The sequence below is a fragment of the Alteribacter natronophilus genome (assembly GCF_006007885.1).
Classification (GTDB): Bacteria; Bacillota; Bacilli; order Bacillales; family Salisediminibacteriaceae; genus Alteribacter; species Alteribacter natronophilus.
The window spans coordinates 526,413-543,476 of sequence record NZ_VCRO01000003.1 but is presented as its reverse complement, the minus strand read 5'-3'; the positions used below and the strand labels follow the sequence as shown (position 1 = coordinate 543,476).

Below are 17,064 nucleotides of genomic sequence, written 5' to 3'. Positions count from 1 at the left end.
TCGTCCAGTTTTTTTAATTTCCGGCCGTATTGAGCACGGACCGGACGGCCTTATAAAACCGTTCTTTTTCCTCCCTGGGGATTTTCTTTTTTCCATAACGGACTTTTTCATAGGTTTCAATGATCGTCTGCTTTTCTTCCTCGGATGCGGGAACAGAGGAGAGCCACTCTCCGGCCGTCCTGTAATCCAGACGGCCGTAGCCGGAGCGGGCGAGTGTGGTTTCCAGCTTCAGTACCGTGCGGCGGACGTCATGATCAGGCTTGAAACGGCTTGTCAGCTTCCGCAGGGGTGAAAAGGCACCCTCTGCTTTTTCAAAGGTTCCGGTATCCTCAGCAGCCACTTCACCTGAGAGGTTCTCTTTTCCCTGACGAAGTTTGTATATGGCATACAGAAACCCTCCTGCAAGGAGCAGTCCTCCCACCATCCAGTAAAAGGCCATCGAGCCGATAAAGGTTTCATCCACATCCACTTCCCCGAAGCCTGTGGGAAATGTTTCTCCCTCACCGGCTGCCATCTCCGGTTCTTCCTCCACCGGCTCCTCTTCGTGATCGGGAAGGACTGCGGATAAAAAGAACAGAACCGGGCTCAGCAGATAGCCGCCAGCAATCAGGACGAAGCGGATAACTGCAAAAAAGACGGCAGAAAGAACCGGCGTAAACAGGCCTGCTGCGAGTCCCAGAACTGTTACTGCGGCGAATACAAGTGCCGTCCAGCGCAGGTGATTCATTCTATCATCCCGGCTCAGTCCGGAACGGAACATCCCGTTCAGCGCCAGTACCACGGCTGTTGCAAAAAACTGAGCGGTCATTAAATACAGAAGCAGAGTGTGGTAGGGAGCATGTGCAAACAGGAGGTAGTATAGTAATCCTGTGATAAGCGCCATAATCAGAACCGGCATTTCACTTGTGCCGCCAGGATTTCGCATATGGGCAGCGGTCCGCCAGTATAGGACGGGGATAATTACTGCAGCAGTGGCGATATGAAATCCTGCAAGCCAGGAACCGGCAATAAACAGAGGAATAAAGGCGGCCGATTTCCACACTTTTTCCGGGTTTTGGAGAAGGACAAGGAAAACCCCTCCCCCGATTAGGGTAACGGCTGCATACAGAAGCGGCGGAGGGTATCCCCCGGCGTCCATATACACTGGAAAAAGAAGAAGGTACAGAAACATCATCTCCAGACCCGTTTTCACGGCTGCAGGGAAATTATGTTGCCATCGCCTCATCCGGCCTTCCTCCTTTCAGTGGAACAATGATCGTCTGATGACCGGCTCTCTCTGCTCTTTCATAATAGAAACGCCCGCTGTACCCGTACGTGCCAAAATGAATAAATGTGGTGGGTGCCCCCGTACCTGACCGAACGACCCGCTGCATGAACCGGTTGTCATCAATCGTGATCTGCCCGTGCCGAAGGCGGGCAAGTATTTCAAGCGCTCTCATAGCATGTTTTCTGCCCTCATCTGCCTGAAGAGACAAACCCATCCCGGCCCCCGGCAGCCGTACGTTTATAAAGAGGTCAAAGCGGATGCCGTGTTTAAGGGCAAAACGGATAGCAAAGGCCGCCTGACTGAGGACACTTTCAAGATCCGCCAGTGTGCGGGAAGTTGCGGCATCGTCTCGGATATTCAGGACAAGCGTCCATTTTGAGAGTGTGACCTGCTCATATACTTTTGTCTGAATCTCGCCTGTCCGGGCTGTAGCCTTCCAGTTCAGCCGGTTAAACGGATCAGTGCTCCCGTATGGCCTTGTACCCCTTGGCATCGTTGTATCCTCGTAAAGAGAATAGGGTCGTGAATGATGCCCTTTTTCCTGGAGGTGAAAAGTCCGCAGGGATGGTACCGAAGAGGGCTCGGGGTATACAACGGCATCTGCATGGAACGGCCCCTGGTACCTCATACGGACAAAGCTCAGCCTGAACGGATCATAAATGACGGCCTCGATGGAACGGACCTGAACGGCTCCGCGTTTTACGGCAGTAACAGGTACATTGAACCTCCGGGCCGTTCGGGCGGGAATACTCAGGTTCAGTTTATATGAAGAAGGATCTGCCGGTATATGACCATCATCCTTACTTTTTCCAAGGGCCTCTTCGTGATCGTAAAGGTGACATCCCCACGTCCCGTTTACAAGAGGAAGCCGTGACTTGTTGGTGAAAGGAATGCTTAAGAAGCCATCCTCACCGGGGAAGAGCCGGATCACCTGATGTTCATAGGGAACAGTGAGGTTTGCAGAAAGGTATCTCAGGTACAGCCGGTTGATGAGAATAAAAAGGATAATAAAAACTCCCAGACTGGCAAGAAGCAGATCACTGATTATGAGTGCGGTAACCAGAAGGAAGGGAACGATGGAAAGAAGAACAGTGTAGATCTTCGCGTGTCTTGGCTCAATCTGCCACTCCGCGGTCATTTCCTTACATACCCTTCTTCAACCGGTGCAGGGGTATCTTTCAGCACTTTTGCCAGCACTTCTTCTTTCGTTTTTGTCATCGAGCTCTCGAGCGTGAGGACGAGTCTGTGGCCGAGGACGGCAGGTGCCAGTGTCTTCACATCGTCGGGTGTGGCATAGGTGCGGCCTGCGAGCAGGGCTTTTGCCTGAACCGCCCGTATGAAGACCAGTGTTCCCCTCGGGCTTACACCGATTTCAGTATCCTCTGACTGTCTTGTCCCCTGAATGATGTTCAGAAGATAGTTTTCAACAGGCTCATGAATGTCGATGGCGCCTGCCTGCTTTTTCATGTCAAGAAGATCCCGGGTTTTGATAACCGGCTTCAGATCTTCAAAAGGCTGCCTCCCTTTATGCAGGCGAATCATTGCTTTCTCTTCCTCCGGTGTGGGATATCCCGCTTTAATCTGCATAAGGAAGCGATCCATCTGGGCTTCAGGAAGGGAGAAAGTACCCTGCTGTGATTCGACCGGGTTCTGCGTCGCAATAACGATAAATGGCTGGGGGAGAGGCAGGGTTGTGCCATCAATCGTGACCTGGCTTTCTTCCATTACCTCCAGAAGGCTGGACTGGGTCCTGGGAGTTGCCCGGTTTATTTCATCTGCAAGAAGAATGTTTGTCATTACAGGTCCCGGCCGCATTTCAAATTCACGGGTTTTCGGATTGAAGAACTGGACACCAGTCACGTCGCCGGGAAGAACGTCGGGTGTAAACTGAAGACGTTTAAACGTGCCGTCCGTCAAACGGGCAATGGTTTTTGCCATTACGGTTTTCCCAGTCCCGGGCACATCTTCAAGAAGGATGTGACCTCCGCTGATCAGACTGATCATGACCATTTCCGTGAGTCTGTCTTTCCCCGTGAGCACTTTTCCGACTTCCTGCTGGACTGTTTTAAGTATCTGTTCAATGTTCATAGGTTCCACTCCTTTAATCTGCTTTTTTTATCGTAACAGTTATGTATCAGAATAGTCAGATTCATTTACGGTTGAAAAGGAAAAAGGTTTCGGTGTCAGGTTACTCTTTTAATGGGCTGGGCGGTATTTCATCGGCTGCCGAAAAATTTTTGAACCATATAAAAAAGCTGATTCACGGTGGAGTATCCTCCTCGGTGAATCAGCTTTCACTGTTTCCTTCACTATTTTAATCCGCAGCTGTTTCCTTTTTCTGCGTCTTTGTCTCTTTTCCGTAATAGGGGGTAATATCGGTTGCCATGGTGGCTGCCCCTGTGATTATACCGTTCTGATCCCTTAGCGGCTGGATGTGTATGTCAAAATAATAGTCTTTTTTACCAAGAGGGAGACAGGAAAAATATCAGGATTGCCACGGAGTTTCCGGAGAATGAACAGGAGATTCCTATTGTCAGTGAACAGCTTTCTGCTGCTTTGACCGAGCTTTTGAAAAATGCGGTGCAGGCTTCTCCAGAAGGGGAGGATGTGAGTGTTTCACTGAGGGTCGAAGATGGAAGTCTTATCATTCATATTACCGATCAGGGAAGCGGTATGAGTAGGGATCAGATTAACCGTCTGGGCAAGCTTGTATTTTCTTCCCGGGGCTATGGCACCGGTCTTGGTCTGGCCATTGCAGTGAGAGCAGTTTACCTTCACGGAGGGAGACTGCTCTGTGAAAGCAGTGAAGGAGAGGGGACAGCCATTCAGCTTGAGATCCCACTGTCAGGGCCCCCTGTTACAAGTCGGATTCCTGACGGTCCAGCTCTTTGAATGCGTCAATAAAAGGGGAGGGGTCTTCTTTAACCATGTACGAATACACACCTTTACTTGTATGAAGGTATAAAAGGCCTTTCTCCCCCTGAAGCGGACGGTGGGACACGTCAAACACATCTTTAAACGCAAAGGTTCTGTGAGCGGTGGTAATTTTCTCACGGTCCATTTTCAGTGTACGTTCATATTCAACAGTTTTCTGTTCGATACTGTTTGTGACTTTATGGACTTTATAATATTTCTGAGTGACGGGGTCTGTCATGGATACACCCGCTTTCCAACAGTTTTTGTTGCTCTCATTCTACGGGGGGGATTGGGGGATTGCAACTCTCAGCCCACTGAGCCGGCGCATAAAGCCGGAAAAAGTCACGGATCTTCCTGTGTGAGGATCCGTGACTTTTTATTGCAAGGCTGTTTACCGTACTGACCGTTTATCTATTCCTCGGAGACTTTGATCAGCTGTTTACCGAGGTTTTTTCCTTCAAAGAGGCCGAGAAATGCATCTGGTATCGAGTCAAACCCTTCATTTACCGTTTCCTCGTATACGAGTTTTCCCTCCTGCAGCCAGGATCCAAGCTGGCGGGCACCGGACTCAAACTCCCGGGCATAATCGGAAACGATAAAACCCTGAAGCCGGAGCCGGGACTTCACAATATACGGATGAATCCTCGGGCCGTAATCATCTCCGGATTTGTTGTAGGACGATATAGCTCCGCACTGGGGGATCCTTCCGAAATCATTCATAAGCGGATAGACGGCTTCGGATACTGGCCCGCCTGTATTATCGAAGTAAACGTCAACGCCGTCGGGGCAGGCATCTTTCAGAGCTTCATGGAGGTTTTCCTCTGTTTTATAATTGAGTGCTTTATCAAATCCGGCAGTGTCTGTAAGGTAACGTGTCTTTTCTTCGGTGCCGGCTATGCCGATTACTTCAGCACCTCTGATCTTTGCGATCTGACCGGCAATCATTCCGACAGCTCCTGCCGCACCGGAGACCACGACTGTTTCACCTTCCTGTGGGGAGCCGATCCTGGTCATACCGAAATAAGCAGTTAGTCCCGGCATTCCGAGAGCTCCGAGATAGGCCGTAAGTGGAGCTGATTCAGGGTCTATTTTCCGGAGATTGTTTTCATCAGCTGCGTTGTATTCCTGCCACCCAAGATGGCCTGTGACGTAGTCACCTGCGGAAAAATGGGTACTCCGGGAAGAGACAACTTTTCCGACGATGCCCCCGTTAATCACTTCACCAAGCTTAAAAGGGGGGACGTAGGATTTCGTGTCTTCCATTCTTCCTCTCATGTAAGGGTCGACCGAAACGTAAACCGTCTGAACGAGAACCTGGTTCTCCCCAAGTGATGGGACAGGACCCTCCTCGATTCTGAAGTGGTTGCGCTCAGGCATCCCCTCGGGGCGTTTGGAAAGCAGAATACGCTTTTGTTTGTCCATGAAAAAACCTCCCTTTCCTGTTTCTCATTATGCTGTCATTATAAAAAACAGGCACGCTGTATGCGAATGATCTGCCTGAACGGTTTTGGAAAAACGGGAAAAGGAATACTGAAAAAAAGGAGGTCGAACAACTTGTCAGGAAAAACAATATTCCTCGCATCCGTCCTGCTTCTTACGGCCTGCGGCTCGGAAGAAGCAGGAGACAGGGATCCAGTGGAAGAAGCAGATGAACGTTTAACCGGGGAAACAATCGCGGTAAATCTCGATGTGCCCTGGAATATCACTTTTTCGGATGAGGTATTTTTCATTACGGAAAGGGATGGGACGATCGCAGAAATCGATTCTGCAGGAGAGGTGCAGAGGCTGCCTGTCAGAACCGAGGAAGCGGTTCTCTCAAGGGGAGAAGGGGGACTTCTCGGTATGGTACTGAAAGAGAATTTTTCAGAAGAGGGCGAAGCGATCATCTATCATACGTATGAATCAGACGAGGGAGGAATATTGAACCGGATTGTTTCGGTACGGAGAGAAGAAGATGGATGGATGGAAACGGGCGTCCTTTTTGAGGGTATTCCGGGAGCTCCTATTCATAACGGTGGCAGACTGGATGTCGGTCCTGACGGTTATCTGTATGCAACTGCAGGAGATGCGGACGAGCCGGACCTGAGCCAGGATCGGGGTAACCCTGCAGGCACAATTCTCCGTATGACGATGGATGGGGAAATTCCGGAAGATAATCCTTTTCCCGATTCCTTTGTATATTCCTATGGACACCGTAATCCGCAGGGAATGGCCTGGCTTGACGACGTAATGTACAGTTCCGAGCATGGACCTGTAGCCCGCGACGAGATAAACGTGATTGAGGCGGGGCGGAATTATGGATGGCCGGTTATCACCGGAGACGAAACGGAAGAAGGCATGGAAACCCCTCTCATTCATTCGGGGGAGGATACATGGGCCCCGTCGGGAATGACAGTTTTTGAAAACAGGATTTTTACTGCAGGACTAAGGGGAGAGGCGCTGTATGAACTCGATCCTGAAGGAGGGGAAATGTCAGTGATCTATGAAGGTGCAGGGAGAATCCGGGACGTCTGGAGTGACGGGGAGTTCCTGTATGTGATCACGAGTAATACAGACGGCAGGGGTGATCCCGGTGAGGATGATGACCGGCTGATCAGGCTGTCCGGAAATTAGAGTAAAGCTGGTTTTGGAAAGATTGCTGTTCTACGATTCTGCAGGCGGACGCTTTCCGCGGTCAGGGTACTTTTCTCCGTTTTACAGAAAGCAGAAAAAGCAGAGGCTCCAGTGAGTCTCTGCCTGATTGTGTTCTTCAGTTAAACGATGTTTTTCTTAATAGCGGACAGCTTCATTTCCGCCCATCCGGAAAAAGCTGTGTGAGCTGCAACAAACCGTGACCATAAGGGGCAGCTTTCGATTTCTTTCTGTGCTTTCGCGGTCACAAGGCAGATTCCGCTTGCTTCCACCATCTCGTCAAAATTCCTGAAATCGGTATACCTCCTCATAAATGCTTCGTCAAAAAGCTCCTCAAGAAAAACTGTCTCTCTTCTCAGATAGGACACAGCACTTCTATTCTTTAGTTTCATCACAGCCGTCCTCCAGTGTCCGTTTTATTCCATTTATAGACAGCCTATTGTGAATTTATGCATAGCCTGTTCTCAATCTGCCCCTGTAGAACGATACCCTTTTGCGATGAAGGAAAACATATTTTATAAAGGCGGTGCCTGCTGCTCCGCATCGGATGGGGGCAGGTCTGCATCCTTTTTCTGAATTCCCGTCAGATACCTTGCATAGGAAAGAATGTTTTCTGCATTTTTTCTAAGGCCGGCTATACCGTATGACTTTTCTAGAGAAACTTTTGCGCTTTTGGAGTTTGCCTCAATAAACCAAAGCTCTCCGTCCCGGTCAATTCCAAAATCGATACCAATCTCACCCAAAGCGCCGTAGCTTTTCTCGAGTGCCATGTAAATGGTGTGAAGAAACACATGGATTTCCTTCATCTTTTCCTGGATCTGCTCTTCTGAATAGTCAAGTTCGGTTCTGAAGAACTCCTCTGCAGGCATGGCAACGGAATGAACGGTGATGGGCGAACGTTTAATTCCCACTCTTGCAGACACTGCCGGTATGGTAATGTCTGGCCCGCTCCGCTGTACTTCAGCCCGAAAGTCGATGCTGCTTTCATCAAGGGTCAGCAGATCAATTCCCTTCTGGGCAATATACTTATTGTTTTTGAAAAAGTTATGGATCGGCGTTCTCAGTTTTTCAATATCTGCTACAGCCCTTGTTCGAAGTCTGCTCCGGAAATGGCTGTATTCGTACCGGTTCGGGCTGACCCTTGCAACTTTGAGCACTCCTTTACCAAGGCTGCTCATGCCTTTTTTCAGGTACACGGTGTTATATCTGAGAAGGAACCTTCTCACATCATTAAAATTATTAACATCTATTGCAGGAGGAAGATAACCTGCCGCTGATTTGCAACGGGACAGTTTTCTGTGGGTATCACATTTGTCAAAGCTGATCTGACTATTGATGGATTTCACCTGTTTTTTCCTGAAGTATCGCCTGATCTGTTCGACTTCATCGGTTTTCAGATAAATTCTTTCATAAATAACAGCAGGCACCGGAAATTCCGCAGTAAGCCAGTCACCTGTTTTCAGGTCATAGTACAGTCCTTCGGTTATCAGGTTTTCTTTTTTCCGGACGTCCTCGGGACAAAAGAAAAACAGTGTGTCTCCTGCTTTTGCAGCTTCCTCTGCCAGAAGTGCAAGAAAGCCGTATCGTTTATGGTTGACAGCTTTTCGCTTCAGAACATTTTTGTGGGAATTTGATAAAAAAACGCCGAGTGAAAAAACAGCGGTTTCTGTCAGGTTCGTCATAGACAAACTCCTCTCCGGGCATCTCTATTCCATTAATATGACATATACTCTGCTTCTGTCACATGGCTGTTTCAAGTAAAAGAAACAGGGTAACTTAAAAGCAAAGGGAACTTGAGGGCAGCAGGCAGGCGGTGGAAGTTAAATGGTGGAGATCATACTTGAATTTCTAAGAGAACTTGGTTTTGCCGGGCTGTTTATTGGAATTGTAGTGGAAGCCCTTTCCATACCTTTTCCGGCAGCTCTTTTTGTACTTGTTTACGGTTACATACTTGACCCCTCACCAGGGGAAATCATCCTGCTTTCGGCAGGCAGTGCGGCAGTTTATACAGCATTCAGCTACGTTCCATATTATTTAAGCATTAAGTTCGAACCTGCAATCAGAAAAAGCGTTTCCCGTGAAAAAATAAAGGCTGCTGGAGGGTGGATCCGGAAATACGGAGAGTGGATGATTGCAGCAGGACGCGTTCTCGGAATGGGGTACATTGCATACATTGCCGGGTTCAGTAATATTCGGCCTCTCGCTTTCGGCGCGTATACATTTGCAGGTTTTTTTCCTTTATCCCTGCTGATGTTTTATCTCGGAACGCTTGGAAATCTGGATTTCATGGCAGAAGCCTTTCAGAATACACAGTGGCTTATCTTCACCATGATTGCTGTTGCTGTCACGGTCTGGATCGGTTACCGGGTGCTGCTGAAAAAGGGACTGATTCGAACGAAGAAGGATAAAGCAAGGCAGAGACAGACAGGAGACCAGTAAGGGGGAGTAAACGATGCCGTATTTCAGAGTTATACTTACGGGGATAGCCAAACTGCTCAGTAAAGTATTCAGTATGGCTACGCTGACGTTTTTCGGGCGGATTCCTTCAAGGGATAACTCGAAAGTCAGCCTGATGGGGCTGTTATCGCTTTACTGGCTGTATGTATTTATCTCCATTCTTTTCCCTGACATCGCGGAACTGTTTATCCCTTTTATACCTGATGATGAAACGATAATCCGGATTACATCCATTGCGATCTTCATTCTGCTCCCCCTTGTGGTCGGCTACATATCCACAAGGATGGAGAACCGCAGTGAAAACAGTTCGGCAGTCAGGCAGACACTCATGGGATATCCATACGCACTGACTCTTGGAATTCTTTCCACGCTGCTCATCGTTATTATTCCGATTATGAAGCTGCCGAAGATCATGAAGATGCACGAGCAGACTCAGTTTGCCATCATGATCAGGAAAGGAAAATATGACGATGTGCTGGAAGAACTGGAGGAAATCCTGAACAGGGACGGTATGAGTGTGGAGTTACATTCTCCGAACCGGTTTATATGGACATGCTTTATTACACTTTCCCGTGTACTTGAAAGTATCTACAACCGGAAAATATCCAAACGTATGAAATACATGACAGTAGAAGTGGAAGGGGAAAAAGTAGAGATTACTCTTCACGCTACAGACCTCTCCATGATTGGTCCGAAACGGCAGGTATTCTATCTCAAGCACCTTCTTTCCGAAGAGCTTGAGCCGGAAAATTTGTATTTCGCCTGGGATGAGTCGGTTCAGGAGGTGGAAGACAGGATCTGCACTCTTAAGGAGAGGCTTGCTGCCGGTGAGGACATCACTCACGGGGAGATTACAGAGCTGACTGATTCATTGAGGACAAAACCTCTTGCGAATGAGGACTGGAATGCCGTAAGAAGACAGCTGTACAAACTTGAACGGGATTACTTCAGGAATAAAACCCAGGAGAAGACGGGAGACTAGATTTTCCGCCAGGACAATTATGCATGAAGGATGAACCGCAGACAGGTTTTGTGGTTCACCGGAAGCGGGACTCATGCGGCACTTGTCTTGGAAAGCGAGCGGAATGGCGTTCAGCGCAGCCATAAGAGTAAGGGAGACTCATCAGCTTTTGATCCGTTCATGTACACTGAAAACAATATAAAAAAGTGGCTTCCCGGGCGGGAAACCACTGTATGAATGCAGAATGTTACTCGTCGCCTTCTTCGTCCTCTTCAGCGTCAAGGTCTTCTTCGTCATCTTCGAGGTCGTCTTCTGTATCGAGATCAGCATCGTCGCCTTCAGCGTCATCTTCTACGTCAGTTTCTTCTGTATCAGGCTCAAGTTCAGTCTCGTTGTCAGTTTCCTCGTCTCCGCATGCTGCGAGTACGCTAAGAGCAAGAACACTTGCAAGTGTAAGTTTCATGTACTTTTTCATTTGTGTTACCCCCTAAAATCAATGTAGTATGTGTTACAAACAGAATCTTACAACGGGGAGAGCGGCTGTACAATAGAGATTTGGTATTTTTTACTTTTTCACACACAGATCAGGCGTTCTTTGAGATTTGCCTCCGTTTTTTACACAATGTAATGGTCATGACGGCTGAATACCGGCAGCAGTGTGTGAAGTTGCCACGGCAGGGAAATCATTATACTATTAGATTAAATCGGAGCTGACGAAATGAAGGTGGGAAGACGATGCAGTATTCAGATGATATGAAAAACCGGTTGAAGCGGGTGGAAGGCCAGGTCCGGGGTGTACTTCGGATGATGGAGGAGGAAAAAGACTGCCGGGATGTGATCACCCAGATGTCGGCAGTAAGAACAGCTGTGGATCGGGCTACAGCGTATGTCGTTGCCAAAAATCTTGAAACGTGCCTGCGGGAAAATACAGATTCCGAAGATGAGCGTGAGCAGATGATTGAGGAAGCGATCAAAATGCTTGTTAAGAGCCGTTAATTTTTATCACTGTTATGAAAAGGGATGCCCAGGCGCTTTGGCCTAAGGCATCCCTTTTTTATTTGGTGCATCCTGACAGTGAAGGCCGGGTGGATTTTACCGGAAGCTGCTAGCTGTTTTGGCCTTCTTTTCGCAGACGGCGGGCTGCAATGAGAAAAACCGGGAGGGGAATAAGTACCCAGGCAAAACTTTTTATCATGCCGTTCGCTGCATAGGCGCGCTGGTTATCCAGGTACGACGCCCGTTCCGCTTCGAATCGGTTCCGGAGTTCCTCTTCGGAAGCTTCTTCAGCAAATCCTTCCTTTACGCTGTATGAATGATTTTGAACAAAGCTTTCCAGTGTCTCGTAGTACGGACCCGGTACAAAATAATCACTGGCATTCATGATTACTGCCACGCTGCCTCCGATCATCATAACCAGGGTGACAAGCATTACCGCGTAAAGATAAATATTGCGCACCATCTTGGAACGCCCCTCTCCAGTATGCTGTTTTAAAATAAGGCGGAAGATCATCGCCGGTAACGTGCCCTGCAATATGACCCTCAGTCTTATTTTAATAATACAGGATACGCTTCCAGGTCAGTACACAGACTCCCGGGAGGAAAGGATTATATTTTTCGACATGCGCCGCGTAAAGAAAAAGCTGACGACCGAATGCCGGTTCGTCAGCTTTTTAAGTGTGAACTTTATTTTACTGTGCCTGCGGCTCCGGGGACGTCTCAGGAGCCGGTGATGGACGGCGCTGGCTCTGATCGAATGTGAACCCTTCGCCGGAAACCTCTTTCACGTCGTTAATGGAAACAAAGGCGTACGGATCTATTTCATCGATAATGGATTTCAGCTGAACAAGCTCGTTCCGGTTTACTACGCAGTACATAATGTCACGGTTATCCCGTGTAAAGCTCCCCCGGCCTGTCAGTACGGTTGAACCGCGGGACATACGCTTGATCACTTCATCCGAAATCTCTTCCGTTTTCGTTGAAATAATCATCGTTGATTTGGCAGCGCTGGCACCTTCAATAATAAAGTCAATCACACGGCTTGTGACAAACACTGTCAGGAGCGTGTACATCGCCATTGTCGTGTTCAGGTGGATCAGGGAAAGGGAAATGACGGCTGCATCAAATGTAAACATAAACCGGCCGAGACTCATCCCAGTGTACTTGTTTGCAAGACGTGCAAGAATATCGGCACCGCCTGTCGTTCCCCCGGCCCGGAAGATCAGCCCGAGACCGGCCCCCGTAAACACACCCGCAAAGATGGAGACGAGAATCAGGTCATCCTGTAGAGGCAGATGCGTAACAGGATAGAGCTCAAAGAGACGGAGCGAAGCAGAAAGAGCAATCGTTCCGATAATGCTGTAGATGAGCATCACCCGGCCAAGCAGTTTATAGCCGATTACAAAGAGCGGGATATTCAGCAGCAGGTTCGTCAGGGAAGGCTCAATGGCAAACAAATAGTAAAAGAGAAGTGTGAGGCCGGTAAACCCTCCATGAGCAAGGCCATTCTGCATATTAAAATGAATAATTCCAAAACCGAACAACAGGGTACCGAACAGGATAATCAGAATGCCTTTCAGCCGAATTCCTTCGAAAACATCAAAAAAACGAGTCATAGAGAGAATACCTCCTTTAAATGTATGCTGAGCCTGTAATACGCTCTGATTTAAGACTTTTTGAAGTATAACACAGGGGTATAAGCAACCCAACACCCGCCATGGCGGTTTTTTGAAGTGTTTATTTTCGAAAAACAGTAACCGTTTTCTTTCTGGTTCTTTTATCGATTATGATCGTTTTTGATCATTTTTGAAATTTATTGAATGAAAGTGATTGATTTATTGAAAGGCAGCGTTTACAATGAACGTAACGAATAAGAAGGACGTGACAGTATGCTTACAGATCAGCGGCACGAGACGATACTTGCCTTACTTAATCAGTCAAAAACAGTCAGGCTGGCAGATCTCACTGAAGCCACCGGGGCTTCTGAATCCACCATCCGGCGGGATTTAACTGACCTGGAAAAACAGAAAAAACTGAAACGGATTCACGGGGGAGCATCAGTTATTACCGGAAAAACGGAAGAAGCACCACTGCAGGAAAGAACGCTCAGGGATCAGGGTGAAAAGATTGTGCTCGGAAAAGCTGCGGCAGATCTCATCAGTGACCACGACACTGTGTTTCTTGATGCCGGGTCAACGACTGCGGCGATAATCCCCTATATAACAGACCGGAATATTACGGTTGTGACAAATGGACTCAATATTATTACGGCTCTGGCAGGCACGGGAATTAAAACGTATGTACTGGGCGGCCACGTGAAAAGCGGGACTCACGCTTTTGTCGGGGCAGGAGCGATTGCATCCATCCAGGCTTATCAGTTTGACAAGGCATTTCTCGGCATGAACAGTGTGGATGCGGAATTCGGTTATTCGACACCGGATCCGGAAGAGGCGCTTATAAAAAAGCAGGCACTGGACAGAGCAGCAGAATCTTATGTTCTGGCCGATCACACGAAGCTTGGGGAGACTTCTTTTTCAAAAGTGGCTTCCCTTGATGAAGCGACGCTTATTACAACGGACAAAGCAGACCGGGAGCTGGTTGATGAAATCAGCCGGGAGACCCGGGTGGAGGTGGTGACAGCATGATTTACACAGTAACGATGAATCCGTCTGCAGATTACTTCATGAGTGTCCCGGCATTTGAAACCGGGGTAACGAACCGGGCCGAAGCAACCCGCATTGTGCCGGGCGGAAAAGGAATAAACGTTTCAAGAGTACTGACAAACCTGGGAATCGAAAATCAGGCCCTTGGATTTCTGGCGGGATTTACGGGACAGTTTATCGAGAGTGCCCTCAAGAAGGAAAAACTGAATACTGATTTTTATCACACAGAAGGTATGACCCGGATTAACGTCAAGCTGGAAACGACGGAAGAAACTGAAATTAACGGCACAGGGTGCCGGATCTCGCTAGCCGATGAACGGGCCCTCCTGAAGCGGCTTGAAACAATTCAGGAAGGCGACACGGTTGTCCTTGCAGGCAGTATTCCGGCCGGGGCCGGAGCGGATATCTACAAAAAGGCAGTTGAGACTGTGAACCGGCGTGGTGCACGTGCGGTTCTGGATACAAGCGGTCTGCCGCTCAAGGAAGCGATCGCAGCAGAACCTTATCTCATTAAGCCCAATGCTTCTGAGCTGGAGGAACTGGCAGGGAAAAAACTGTCTGAGTTTAAGGACATTCTGGAAGCAGCAATGGGTGCAGTCCATGCCGGAGCACGGCACGTCCTTGTATCACTCGGAGGGGAAGGAGCACTCCTTGTAACTGAAAACGGCGTGCTGTCAGCGCGTCCCCCGGAAGGATCACTGGTTAACTCAGTGGGGGCAGGCGATTCCATGGTGGCAGGATTTCTCTACGGACTCGAACAGGGACTGTCCCCTGAAGAATGTTTACCTTTCGCTGTCGCTTCAGGGAGTGCAACGGCGTTTTCAGAGGGATTCTGTACGAAAGAACAGATTGAAAGGCTGGTAAACTCAGTCGATATCAGACAAATGGAAGAGGAGGAGAAATAAATGAGAATCACCGAACTGCTCACACAGGAAACAGTGCTTATGGATCTTAGGGCCGATACAAAAGAAGCGGTCATAGATGAGATGGCGGAAAAATTGGACCAGGCGGGTAAACTGACCGATCTGAACCTTTTCAAAGAGGCGATCAGAGAAAGAGAAAGTCAGAGTTCCACAGGTATTGGAGAAGGAGTGGCAATTCCCCATGCAAAAACGAAGGCTGTGGGAGAACCGGCCATTGCTTTTGCCCGTTCATCTGAAGGAGTGGACTATGACGCTCTCGACGGTCAGAACAGCCACCTCTTCTTTATGATTGCGGCTTCGGAAGGGGCAAACAATGAACATCTCCAGACCCTCTCCAGACTGTCGACCCTTCTCATGGACGAAAGCTTCCGCAGCACGTTAATGGAAGCGTCCTCACCTGAGGAAATTCTCCGTGCCGTTGACGACAAGGAAACCGAAAAACTTGGAGCCGAGGAAAAAGAACAGGCCGCCCAGACAGAGAGAGATAATTCCGAAGGCAAACCGTTCGTAGTGGCCGTTACCGGGTGTCCTACAGGAATTGCCCACACGTATATGGCTGCGGACGGACTGAAGGATAAAGCGAAGGAAATGAATATCGACATAAAAGTTGAAACGAATGGATCCGACGGTGTCAGAAACCGGCTGACGGAACAGGAAATTGACCGTGCCGAAGCCGTTATCATCGCAGCGGATACGAAAATAGAAAAAGAGCGTTTTGCCGGAAAACGGCTGGTCGATGCTCCTGTTAAAGACGGGATTCGCAAACCCGGGGAGCTTCTGGAAAAGGCAACAGACGGCAGTGCGCCTGTTTTTAAAGGTGAGGGAGGCTCATCAGCATCCGAATCCGGCGGTGAGGTCGACAGACGGCCCGGCTTTTACCGGCATCTGATGAACGGGGTATCCAACATGCTGCCGTTCGTGGTGGCAGGGGGAATCCTCATTGCACTGAGCTTTGTATTTAACGAGCCGGGTGCAGCCGAGACGCACTGGTTTGGAGATCTCCTCAGCATGATCGGCGGGGAGTACGGTTTCTATCTCATGATTCCTGTTCTTTCAGCCTTCATTGCAAGAAGTATTGCTGACCGTCCCGGTTTTGCAGCAGGTATGATTGGCGGTCTGATGGCAGTCAACTTTGAAGCCGGTTTCCTCGGCGGAATTATCGCCGGTTTTCTTGCCGGTTACCTGGTTCTCATGTTCAGACGGCTTTTTGCTTTCATCCCTCAGTCTCTTGACGGGATCCGCACGATTCTCATTCTGCCGCTGTTCGGCGTATTTACAACAGCCTTTATCATGTACTACCTTGTAACGCCGCTTAACGCATTTTCAAGAGGGATCGAAGGGTGGCTTGGAGGCCTGGGTACGGGGAATATCGTGCTCATGGGTATTCTGCTCGGAGCAATGATGGCAGTTGATATGGGCGGTCCGATAAATAAAGCTGCCTTCACTTTTGGAATTGCCATGATTGAAGCAGGAAACTACGCTCCCCACGCGGCTATTATGGCTGCCGGAATGGTGCCGCCGCTTGGGATCGCGATTGCAACGACGTTCTTCAAATCCAAGTTTACAAAGCAGGAACAGGATGCCGGGAAGTCCAACTACGTGCTGGGGGCCTCGTTTATAACCGAAGGGGCGATCCCGTTCGCCGCCGCGGATCCTGGCCGTGTAATCCCGTCAATAATTACGGGGTCAGCTGTTGCAGGGGGACTGGCCATGCTGTTTGGTGCTGCCACGCAGGCGCCGCATGGTGGAATCTTTGTCCTTCTGCTCGTGGAAAACTGGATGCTGTATCTGCTTGCAATCCTCGCAGGGGCAGCAGTGACGGCTGTCATGCTCGGATTTTGGAAGAAGCCGGTAAGTCAGGCAGAGACACCACAGTAATGAATTTCCCATGATGATGGGGTAAGTGAATTCCGCTGCAGGCGGACGCTTTCCGCGGGCAGGCCTCAGCCGGCAGAGTAGTTACCGTGCTTCTTCCTCTGCCCGAATCGCTCCGAAGCGTCTGCGTCGAAGCAGCTCGAAGCGAACTCACGATGTAAACGCTCGTCCCTGCGGGGTCTTCGACTCTTGCTTTTCCCGCAGGAGTCACCGCCTTCCGCTCCATTCTGACTTATGGTTAAGTGCAAAGCGGAATGCCGGCAGAGAGACTCCTGCGGCAATGGAGGGCCAGGTGAGATCCCGCAGGGCGAAAGCCCGAGGAAGCTCACCGCCATCGCCGCGGAAAGCGAACGGACAGCATGGAGCGGAGCCTCT

The 17,064-nt window shown here is 49.2% G+C and carries 18 protein-coding genes; 8 read left to right on the top strand and 10 right to left on the bottom strand.

All coding sequences use genetic code 11. The features are described from left to right. Positions 1 to 13 precede the first annotated feature (13 nt). The 3 genes from FGB90_RS12550 to FGB90_RS12540 are packed head-to-tail and all read right to left on the bottom strand — an operon-like array spanning position 14 to position 3,355. Positions 14 to 1,225 (bottom strand): DUF4129 domain-containing protein, encoded by a 1,212-nt coding sequence (locus FGB90_RS12550; RefSeq protein ID WP_138811171.1) that lies wholly within the window; start codon positions 1,223 to 1,225, stop codon positions 14 to 16. After that, a complete protein-coding gene (locus FGB90_RS12545) occupies positions 1,206 to 2,405 on the bottom strand; it encodes a DUF58 domain-containing protein (protein WP_138811170.1) in 1,200 nt (399 codons plus the stop codon). The genes FGB90_RS12550 and FGB90_RS12545 overlap by 20 nt, the downstream gene beginning before the upstream one ends. Beyond that, positions 2,402 to 3,355: an AAA family ATPase gene (locus FGB90_RS12540; protein ID WP_171051806.1), complete on the bottom strand. Its 954-nt coding sequence runs from the start codon at positions 3,353 to 3,355 to the stop codon at positions 2,402 to 2,404. Before FGB90_RS12540 ends, FGB90_RS12545 begins: the two co-directional genes overlap by 4 nt. A gap of 396 nt (positions 3,356 to 3,751) precedes the next feature. Here FGB90_RS12540 and FGB90_RS12535 point away from each other — a divergent pair, with 396 nt between their 5' ends. Beyond that, positions 3,752 to 4,159 carry an ATP-binding protein gene (locus FGB90_RS12535; RefSeq protein ID WP_138811169.1) on the top strand — a complete coding sequence of 136 codons (408 nt, stop codon included), beginning with the start codon at positions 3,752 to 3,754 and terminating at the stop codon, positions 4,157 to 4,159. Here FGB90_RS12535 and FGB90_RS12530 read toward each other — a convergent pair. Together FGB90_RS12530 and FGB90_RS12525 are read right to left on the bottom strand one after the other, a co-directional pair. Continuing rightward, the gene (locus tag FGB90_RS12530) at positions 4,125 to 4,421 is read right to left on the bottom strand and encodes a hypothetical protein (RefSeq protein ID WP_138811168.1); all 297 of its coding nucleotides are present in this window, start codon (positions 4,419 to 4,421) and stop codon (positions 4,125 to 4,127) included. The genes FGB90_RS12535 and FGB90_RS12530 overlap by 35 nt on opposite strands. A 173-nt stretch (positions 4,422 to 4,594) precedes the next feature. Further along, entirely contained in the window at positions 4,595 to 5,605 is a 1,011-nt protein-coding gene (locus FGB90_RS12525) for an NADP-dependent oxidoreductase (protein ID WP_138811167.1), read from the bottom strand. Between the two features lie 132 nt (positions 5,606 to 5,737). Here FGB90_RS12525 and FGB90_RS12520 point away from each other — a divergent pair, with 132 nt between their 5' ends. After that, positions 5,738 to 6,796 (top strand): PQQ-dependent sugar dehydrogenase, encoded by a 1,059-nt coding sequence (locus tag FGB90_RS12520; protein ID WP_246056165.1) that lies wholly within the window; start codon positions 5,738 to 5,740, stop codon positions 6,794 to 6,796. A 140-nt stretch (positions 6,797 to 6,936) separates the two neighbouring features. On the opposite strand, the gene FGB90_RS12515 is transcribed toward FGB90_RS12520, so the two are convergent. Both FGB90_RS12515 and FGB90_RS12510 read right to left on the bottom strand, forming a co-directional pair. After that, positions 6,937 to 7,206: a hypothetical protein gene (locus tag FGB90_RS12515; RefSeq protein WP_138811166.1), complete on the bottom strand. Its 270-nt coding sequence runs from the start codon at positions 7,204 to 7,206 to the stop codon at positions 6,937 to 6,939. Positions 7,207 to 7,329: 123 nt separating this feature from the next. Continuing rightward, positions 7,330 to 8,496 carry a YheC/YheD family protein gene (locus FGB90_RS12510; protein ID WP_138811165.1) on the bottom strand — a complete coding sequence of 389 codons (1,167 nt, stop codon included), beginning with the start codon at positions 8,494 to 8,496 and terminating at the stop codon, positions 7,330 to 7,332. A 142-nt stretch (positions 8,497 to 8,638) separates the two neighbouring features. On the opposite strand from FGB90_RS12510, the gene FGB90_RS12505 reads away from it, so the two are divergent. Then, on the top strand, positions 8,639 to 9,253 hold the full coding sequence (locus FGB90_RS12505) for a DedA family protein (RefSeq protein WP_138811164.1): 615 nt from the start codon (positions 8,639 to 8,641) through the stop codon (positions 9,251 to 9,253). A 13-nt stretch (positions 9,254 to 9,266) separates the two neighbouring features. Further along, positions 9,267 to 10,253, top strand: coding sequence for a hypothetical protein (locus FGB90_RS12500; RefSeq protein WP_138811163.1), 987 nt, complete (start codon positions 9,267 to 9,269; stop codon positions 10,251 to 10,253). Between the two features lie 226 nt (positions 10,254 to 10,479). Here FGB90_RS12500 and FGB90_RS12495 read toward each other — a convergent pair whose 3' ends face one another. Next, positions 10,480 to 10,707, bottom strand: a complete 228-nt coding sequence (locus FGB90_RS12495) for a DNA primase (protein ID WP_138811162.1) — start codon at positions 10,705 to 10,707, stop codon at positions 10,480 to 10,482. Between the two features lie 260 nt (positions 10,708 to 10,967). On the opposite strand from FGB90_RS12495, the gene FGB90_RS12490 reads away from it, so the two are divergent. After that, on the top strand, positions 10,968 to 11,228 hold the full coding sequence (locus FGB90_RS12490) for a metal-sensitive transcriptional regulator (protein WP_138811161.1): 261 nt from the start codon (positions 10,968 to 10,970) through the stop codon (positions 11,226 to 11,228). 109 nt (positions 11,229 to 11,337) lie between these two features. Here the strand turns inward: FGB90_RS12490 and FGB90_RS12485 are convergent, their stop codons facing one another. Both FGB90_RS12485 and FGB90_RS12480 read right to left on the bottom strand, forming a co-directional pair. Continuing rightward, the gene (locus FGB90_RS12485; protein WP_138811160.1) at positions 11,338 to 11,691 is read right to left on the bottom strand and encodes a hypothetical protein; all 354 of its coding nucleotides are present in this window, start codon (positions 11,689 to 11,691) and stop codon (positions 11,338 to 11,340) included. 229 nt (positions 11,692 to 11,920) lie between these two features. Further along, a complete protein-coding gene (locus FGB90_RS12480; protein ID WP_138811159.1) occupies positions 11,921 to 12,844 on the bottom strand; it encodes a YitT family protein in 924 nt (307 codons plus the stop codon). Between the two features lie 273 nt (positions 12,845 to 13,117). On the opposite strand from FGB90_RS12480, the gene FGB90_RS12475 reads away from it, so the two are divergent. From FGB90_RS12475 to FGB90_RS12465, 3 genes are read left to right on the top strand one after another with little or no spacing between them, the layout of a single operon-like run. Beyond that, on the top strand, positions 13,118 to 13,873 hold the full coding sequence (locus tag FGB90_RS12475) for a DeoR/GlpR family DNA-binding transcription regulator (RefSeq protein WP_138811158.1): 756 nt from the start codon (positions 13,118 to 13,120) through the stop codon (positions 13,871 to 13,873). Next, entirely contained in the window at positions 13,870 to 14,796 is a 927-nt protein-coding gene (gene pfkB / locus FGB90_RS12470) for a 1-phosphofructokinase (RefSeq protein ID WP_138811157.1), read from the top strand. Before FGB90_RS12475 ends, pfkB begins: the two co-directional genes overlap by 4 nt. Then, complete coding sequence (locus FGB90_RS12465; RefSeq protein ID WP_138811156.1) at positions 14,797 to 16,692, top strand: PTS fructose transporter subunit IIABC; 1,896 nt, start codon at positions 14,797 to 14,799, stop codon at positions 16,690 to 16,692. Positions 16,693 to 17,064 lie beyond the last annotated feature (372 nt).